The following is a 7321-nucleotide window of genomic DNA, read 5'->3' as shown; positions in this document are numbered from 1 at the left end:
CAAATCGGGCTTTTACGGGGCAGCAAGGCTCCCACAAATAGCGGGATAAAAAAGAAAGCTAATCCCTTCAGCAAAAACTGAAAGGAATTAGCTTTCTACTCTTTACTCCACAATATTCTCTAACTCATTATATAACCCCGCTCGTAAAAACTCTTTTTTCGTTTTTTCTTCATATAATTGTTCAAGCATTTCAACATCAACTACATTTTCCATTTTACATTCGAGTGCATATATATCTTCTTCTATATGCATTAACTCATTTTCAACTGCCTCTAAATCCCTAGACTTCTTCTTTTTTATAGGCATTACTTCTAACGCTTTATTCCCTTGCTGTTGCTGCTTCTGTTTTGCTACTTGTTTCTCAATTCTTTCTTCCCACTTTTGACGAGCCCATGCATAGTTCCCTGCAAACTCAAATAATTTGTGTTCATCAATCCAATATGTCTTTTCAAACAATTTATTTAAGAAATAACGATCATGTGAAACAGCTAAAATCGTCCCGTTATATTGTTCAAGGGCTTCCTCTAAAACTTCCCTTGATTCAATATCAAGATGATTCGTCGGTTCATCTAAAATAAGAAAGTTAACATCTTGATACATAAGTTGCGCGAGTCTTAGCCTCATTTTCTCTCCACCGCTAAGTTGCGTTACTTTCTTAAAAACAGCTGGACCATAAAATAAAAATCGCGCTAATATATGTCTTGCTTCTCCCTCTGTTACAGCTACACAATCTCTGAAAGCTTCCAATACATTGTTCTTCATATTCCCGTACGCATGTTGCGATAAATAACCGATTTTCACACTACTACCAATCCGAATTTCACCAGCATCTTGCTGCATTTCTTCTAGTAGTAGTTTTAATAACGTAGTCTTTCCTGTACCATTACGTCCAACGATAGCTGCGCGCTCCTGAAAACGAATATGCAAATTTGCTTTCTCGAATAAAGGTCGTTCAGCAAATCCTTTACTCACTTCTTTCATTACAACAACATCTTTTCCGCTTCTCTCTTGCCCTTCAAACTGAAGTCCCATCTGTTTTCTATCCAAAATGGGTCTCTTTAGTTTCTCTATGCGCTCTAATGCACGTTCCATATTTCTGGCTCTCTTATGCAATCCTTCATTCGGCGGATTCGCTTGATTTGCCCATTCACGTAGACGCTTAATTGCTTCTTTCATTTTCTTTATTTTCTTTTGCTGTTCTTGATACGCTTGAAATTCTTGAAGCAACCTTTCTTCCTTTTCCTCAACAAACTGTGAATAGTTCGTATGATATACGTGAATTTCTCCATCTTCTAAATCAAAAATTTTCGTTACAACTTCATCAAGGAAATAGCGATCATGCGAAATGACCATAACTGTTCCTGTATACTCTTTTAGAAATTGTTCTAACCACTCGACTGCAAATAAGTCCAAATGATTTGTTGGTTCATCTAACAAAAGTAAATCTGGTTTCTGCAATAGCATATACGCAAGGCTTACTTTTGTTTGTTCTCCACCACTTAACTCCATAAATGATCGAGGAAATAGTTCCGTCACCTGTAGACCATTTGCTACCTTCATAATATTCGCTTCTATTTCATAACCACCGAGAAACGCGTACCTTTCTTGAATTACTCCGTATCTCTCCATCAATTTTTGTAAAGCAGATGATTCCTGTTCTTCCGCCATATTTTTTTCTAAAGCATGCATTTCTATCTCCAACTCTTTTTCCTTTTTAAAAGCGGAGCTTAATACATCATATACATTCATTTCATTATTGAATTTTGGAATTTGTGCTACATGACCGATGCATGTACCTTTCTTCATATGAATGGCTCCTGCATCCAAACTCTCCATTCCTGTTAGAAGCTGAAAGATAGTTGTCTTCCCACTACCGTTACGACCAACTAATCCAATACGTTCTCCATTCTTTATTTCAAGCGATATATTTTCAAATATGATGTTTCCACCAAAAGATTTCTTTACATTATTTACACTACAAATTGTCATTTTCCGTACTCCTTTCAATATAAAAAACCATGGGAAAGAAACATTCCCCATGGTTTTTGGCATAGAAAAAGGAAGCCAAATAGCTCCCTTTTCACACGTTTATCAAAAATGGGTGAAGAGACTTCTATCGTTCAATAGCTACTATGCAATTGTTAAAAAAGGGCATACGTATCCCGTTAACAACTACATCATGAAAAATCGCACGACAAAAATAGATATAATCTAAAAATTTGGCACGCGCAGCTAAAGAACGTTTCATCTCATTCACCCCTTTCGTACGGAATTTAATACTTACTTCTTTATTATACTTTCCCATTTCATGTTTGGATAGTCATTTTTCTGAAAATAATGAAGATAGACTAAACATTTCAATAAGTGACATCCAATCTTACAAAGCTGTTATGTTCACGTAATGGAAAGCGATAGTACGAAAAGATGCCTCCCTATACAATAAAGATATAAACAAGAGAGACAAAAACAAGGAGGAAACAATCATGATGAAAGAACTCGTAAAAGCAATCTTTGAGGTATTAGTGAACGGACAAGCAGTTGCAAAAGAACTAAACGAACTATAAAAAGGAGTGAAGGAATATGATGAACATGGTGAAAATGGTTTTACACGCTTTAATCGATGCAAAAGCAGTTAGCCAAGAATTAAACCAACAATAAAAAGGGGTATATGAATATGAAGAAAGCCATTATTGTAATCGCAAGTACAGCAATTGCCTTATACACAATAAAAAATAGAAAAAAGAAACAAGATGAAAATGCTCTATATTATCCATACACACTATTAAAGAAAAAATAAAAGACAAGGTACCCTATTGCAATGAGGATATCTTGTCTTTTATTTTTCCCTATTCCCTTTAAAGGATTTCCTTCTCCTTTTCCCGAATGTATTAAGCGGGATTTTTACATATATTTTAAAGGGGCATATATACAAATGGATACACAACAACTATATTTTTTAAACGATATCGGTAAACAAAAACCAGAAAGCATTCGGAACAGAAGCGCTGCATGTCCTTTTTGTGACAGAGAAAATTTAACGGATATTTTAGCAACTGAGGGCTCTATTATTTGGTTGAAAAATAAATTTCCTACATTAAAGGATACCTTTCAAACAGTGCTAATCGAAACAGATAATTGTGAAGAACATATTGCAACATATACAGAAGATCATATGAGAAAACTAATTCGCTTCTCTATTCACCATTGGTTAAACTTACAGGAAAACGAAGACTTTTCATCTGTGATTTTATACAAAAATCATGGTCCATTTTCAGGTGGAAGTTTGCACCATGCACATATGCAAATTATCGGAATGAAACATGTAGACTATCTTAAAAATATTGATGAAGCAAATTTCCAAGGGGTAATTGTTCAAAAAAATGAACGCATTGAACTCAACATTTCAGAGCGTCCTATTATCGGCTTTACTGAATTTAATATCATCATTGAAGATATTGCATTTATAGATGAAATGGCCAATTATATTCAGCAAACCGTACGTTACATACTGACAGATTTCCACAAAGGGTGTAGTAGTTATAACTTATTCTTCTATCACCTAAATGGAAAAATCATTTGTAAAGTTGTTCCTAGGTTTGTCGTTTCACCGTTGTATGTAGGATATAAAATACCGCAAGTTTCTACAAAACTAGAAGATGTGAAAATACAACTAGTGCAGTATTTCACGAGAGAAAAGGATGAAATTATTCATAAAAAAACAGAGTAGGTATAGAAAACCTACTCTTTAATTACACCTTTATTTCGATAGTATACATCCTCTAATCCGATATTATACTTCATATTGTTATCCGTCCACTCTGGTCCTAAATTCCCTGGCCATCCAGATGTATTCGCTATATATTTCAGTAATGCAAAATCAGTCAAACCTTTTTGCACCCCGCGCTTATATCCTTTCATTAAATGCGGCATTGCAATTTGCGCATTTGTACGCGGATCTTTCAACTCTTCATCAGTTAAATGCTCTGGTGCAAGCCCACCACCGCGGTGTAATTGAAACAATCCGAATGAAGTTCCGTTATCTCCAACACTTCTTGGATTTAACCTACTTTCATGTTCGGCAATTGTAAGAGGTATCCATTCCGGAAGGTTTACTTTCTTTGCTTCCTCTATAATGATTTGTTTCATCTGTTTTGCTTCTTCTGAATCAACATAGCTTGTTTCATTCATTAGCTTACCCATTCCTTCAGACTTTCCTTGGAAATATAAATACACTCCAAGAACAACTAAAAATCCTACAAAGAATTTCTTCACTACCTCTACCTCTTTCTCCGCTGAAATTTGTCCCCTTTCAGCCTTCCCTTTACAATTACCTACACTCTATCATTCTCTTACCTTTCAATCATAGCAAATAACTATACATATTTTCATCATGCTTTAGACCGATTTTGCGAAAAAACAGTTGGTAAATACGTACAAAAATGTAACTTACATGGACTATAACTTATTTATTGTATATAATTGTAAATTGAATTCTATATAGACTAGGAGCATATATAAATGAAAAAATTCCTACTACTCTTTTTTAGCATTTTACTACTCATTCCTATACACACATCTGCGCAAACATCATCCAAGCCAAAAGTACTTATTTTGTATAGTACAGAAGACAATAAAATTACAAATAATGTACAAATCCTTAATACTCAGTTAGGACATTTCACAAATGATATAACAGTAAAAAGTTTAAAAGAGGTAAATGAAACCACTAACTCATCTTCTTATACACATATTGTTTATATCGGAGAGAAAAAAGAAGATCTTTCTACTGAAGTAAAACAATTTCTAGAAAATTTCTCAGGTCCAGTATTAGTTTTAGGACAAAATGTTGAACAATTATCTAATCGTTTTTCTTTCATTACCTCGAAAGAAACCGATATACGAATTCACACTATAGAATATCCGACTAACCAGTTAAAAAATGAATTACATGAAGAACGCTTAATGAAGAAAGTTGAAACAAAAGGAACAACTCTTGCTTACGCCTTGAGTGCTGATGGAGCTCACCCGTTAATCGTTCAGCAAGGAACATCCTATTATGTCGCAACTCCAAACATGTCGCAACTCCAAACCTTTTTGATTGGATGTCTCATTACGTCGGTGAAATGCTATTTTCTTACTTCGAACAAAAGCCTATGACAAATAAAACTTCAGCTTATTTACGTCTTGAAGACGTTCACCCAGCTGTAGATGTAAAGCAATTAAAAGAAATTGCTGAATTATTAAAAGAGAAAAAACTTCCTTACATGATTACCGTTATCCCTGTTTACAAAGATCCCAACACAGGAAAAACAGTACATTTAAAGGATAACTCTGAATTAGTCAATGTTTTACGCTTTATGCAAGATAACGGCGGTTCTATCGTTATGCATGGTTACACCCATCAGTTTTATGATAGTGAAACTGGTGAAGGTTTTGAATTTTGGGATGTAAAAACAGATCAACCAATTCGCCAACCGAACCATGAAAAACCAAAGACAAAAGAAGATTTTCAGTCTACAGAAGACTACAATAAATACATAGAAAAAGGAAAAGCCTTCGAAGAAAAATATACTAAAGATCATATTGAAAAAGGGATTACAGAGCTTGTAGGAGCGAAATTATATCCAGTTGCCTTTGAAGCTCCTCACTATACAATGTCTCAAAAAGGATATGAAATACTATCACAATATTTTTCAACTTATGTAGGACAACTACAACTAAACGATACAACTTGGAAATCAATGCACTCACCGGCTTATATAAGTACACCGTCATTTTTACATGGGATGAAATTAATTCCTGAAACTGTTGGCTTTATTGAAGAAGATAAGCCACAAGCTATAGCAAAAATGAAAGAACGTGCTTTATCTGTCGAAAAATTATCCGATGGAATTATCGGTGCATTTTATCATCCTTACTTGGGCGTTACACCATTAAAAAAAGTATTAAACGAACTAGAAAATATTCCAAACATAGAGTGGATTGATTTACAAAAAGAAACGAATGAAGTAAAAATGAAAGATATTCATATTACTACTAATAAAGACGGCATTCACGCTGAAAAACCAACAAGTGCGAAGGACATAATTGATTATATAAAACAATATGGGTTCTTCCTTATAATTGGGTTCATTATAATTGTCTTTCTTTTATTATTAAGACGTGCGAAAAAATTAGAGTCATAAAAAAAAACACCAAGCGAGATGCTTGGTGTTTTTTTTTATGATGACTCACTAACTTTATAAAATCGCACCGTATTCTCATATATTTGCTCAGTAACTTTCTCTACTGATATTTTTTTTATTATACTAATTTCTTGTAACACATCTTTTATCATATAAGGATGTGTCATCGTATCCTTCTGAAATTCCCACGGCCCATCTGTTTCTACCATCATATATTCAAGCGGATAATACGAAACGATTTTTCTAATTTTCTCCTTATGTAAAACATCCGGTGTGATAGAAATAAAATAACCGTTCCTCATCATCCGTTTCATTGTCTCTTCACTTCCTTTAAACCAATGGAAGTGTACACGTGAAACTTTATATTCTTCAAGTAAATCACATACAGTGTCAGCATCTTCATAAACCGCATGCAGTATAATTGGTAAATCGTATTTACTAGCTAGTTCAACAAACTCTTTTAACACCGCTATGTATGGATCGACAGCAATATTTTCATCTTCTTTCCTTAAATAATATGGGAGCCCCACTTCACCAATCGCAACGATTTCCTCTACATGATCTTCAATTAATTTATAAATTTGCTCACATTCCTCTTTATGAGTCGGTTGCTCCGGATGAAAACCTATTGCTGGATGTACAAAAGGATATCGCTTTGCTAAAGATAGAGTTTCTAGACATGATTGATAATTCATAGATACTGCAATAAGCCCTTGTATCTCTTTACTGTTTTCCACATCTATAAGTAATCTACTTTTCTCTTCATTCTCATATTGATCAACATGTATATGGCTATCAATCCATTTCATCTTTATGCCCCCATAAAAAAAACAAGAAAGGGTCTCCCTTCTTGTTTTATCATCTATATTAGTTAACAATTAAATTTGTTATTATATCAAATAATCCAATACATACTATGGCAACAGTAAAGTAGCTACAGAAATCTTTAATTGGAAACTTCACTACTTCTTCTTTACGCATCCCAGTTTTCTCCCTTCTTACTATATCCCTAATTATTTTTTATCTATTTGTATCTATTATGCAAAAAATATGACAAATTTACTATCGAATTAACTTACGTAAACCTTACAATATTGTAAGGTTTAAAAAAAACCCTCATCTTAAGCTAAGATGAG

At 33.9% G+C, this 7321-nt stretch carries 6 protein-coding genes and 1 pseudogene; 3 read left to right on the top strand and 4 right to left on the bottom strand.

Annotation, left to right across the window (positions count from 1 at the left end; translation table 11 throughout):
- Positions 1 to 102: 102 nt before the first annotated feature.
- Together abc-f and V7038_RS24630 are read right to left on the bottom strand one after the other, a co-directional pair.
- Positions 103 to 1989: a ribosomal protection-like ABC-F family protein gene (gene abc-f / locus V7038_RS24635; RefSeq protein WP_335695779.1), complete on the bottom strand. Its 1887-nt coding sequence runs from the start codon at positions 1987 to 1989 to the stop codon at positions 103 to 105.
- Positions 1990 to 2113: 124 nt separating this feature from the next.
- A complete protein-coding gene (locus V7038_RS24630) occupies positions 2114 to 2248 on the bottom strand; it encodes an RAxF-45 family protein (protein ID WP_079999070.1) in 135 nt (44 codons plus the stop codon).
- Positions 2249 to 2668: 420 nt separating this feature from the next.
- Between V7038_RS24630 and V7038_RS24625 the strand changes: the two genes are divergently transcribed.
- Positions 2669 to 2797 carry a hypothetical protein gene (locus V7038_RS24625; RefSeq protein ID WP_002113401.1) on the top strand — a complete coding sequence of 43 codons (129 nt, stop codon included), beginning with the start codon at positions 2669 to 2671 and terminating at the stop codon, positions 2795 to 2797.
- 135 nt (positions 2798 to 2932) lie between these two features.
- Complete coding sequence (locus tag V7038_RS24620; RefSeq protein ID WP_438825119.1) at positions 2933 to 3727, top strand: DUF4931 domain-containing protein; 795 nt, start codon at positions 2933 to 2935, stop codon at positions 3725 to 3727.
- Between the two features lie 11 nt (positions 3728 to 3738).
- Here the strand turns inward: V7038_RS24620 and V7038_RS24615 are convergent, their stop codons facing one another.
- Positions 3739 to 4272 (bottom strand): transglycosylase SLT domain-containing protein, encoded by a 534-nt coding sequence (locus V7038_RS24615; RefSeq protein WP_002113396.1) that lies wholly within the window; start codon positions 4270 to 4272, stop codon positions 3739 to 3741.
- A gap of 246 nt (positions 4273 to 4518) precedes the next feature.
- On the opposite strand from V7038_RS24615, the pseudogene V7038_RS24610 reads away from it, so the two are divergent.
- A pseudogene (locus V7038_RS24610) lies at positions 4519 to 6185 on the top strand (DUF2334 domain-containing protein).
- A gap of 35 nt (positions 6186 to 6220) precedes the next feature.
- On the opposite strand, the gene V7038_RS24605 reads toward V7038_RS24610, so the two are convergent.
- Positions 6221 to 6994: a TatD family hydrolase gene (locus V7038_RS24605; RefSeq protein WP_002113394.1), complete on the bottom strand. Its 774-nt coding sequence runs from the start codon at positions 6992 to 6994 to the stop codon at positions 6221 to 6223.
- Positions 6995 to 7321 lie beyond the last annotated feature (327 nt).

This window comes from Bacillus sp. JJ783 (assembly GCF_036963225.1).
Classification (GTDB): Bacteria; Bacillota; Bacilli; order Bacillales; family Bacillaceae_G; genus Bacillus_A; species Bacillus_A cereus_U.
The sequence above is the reverse complement of the archived record's forward strand: the minus strand, read 5'-3'. Positions and strand labels throughout refer to the sequence as shown.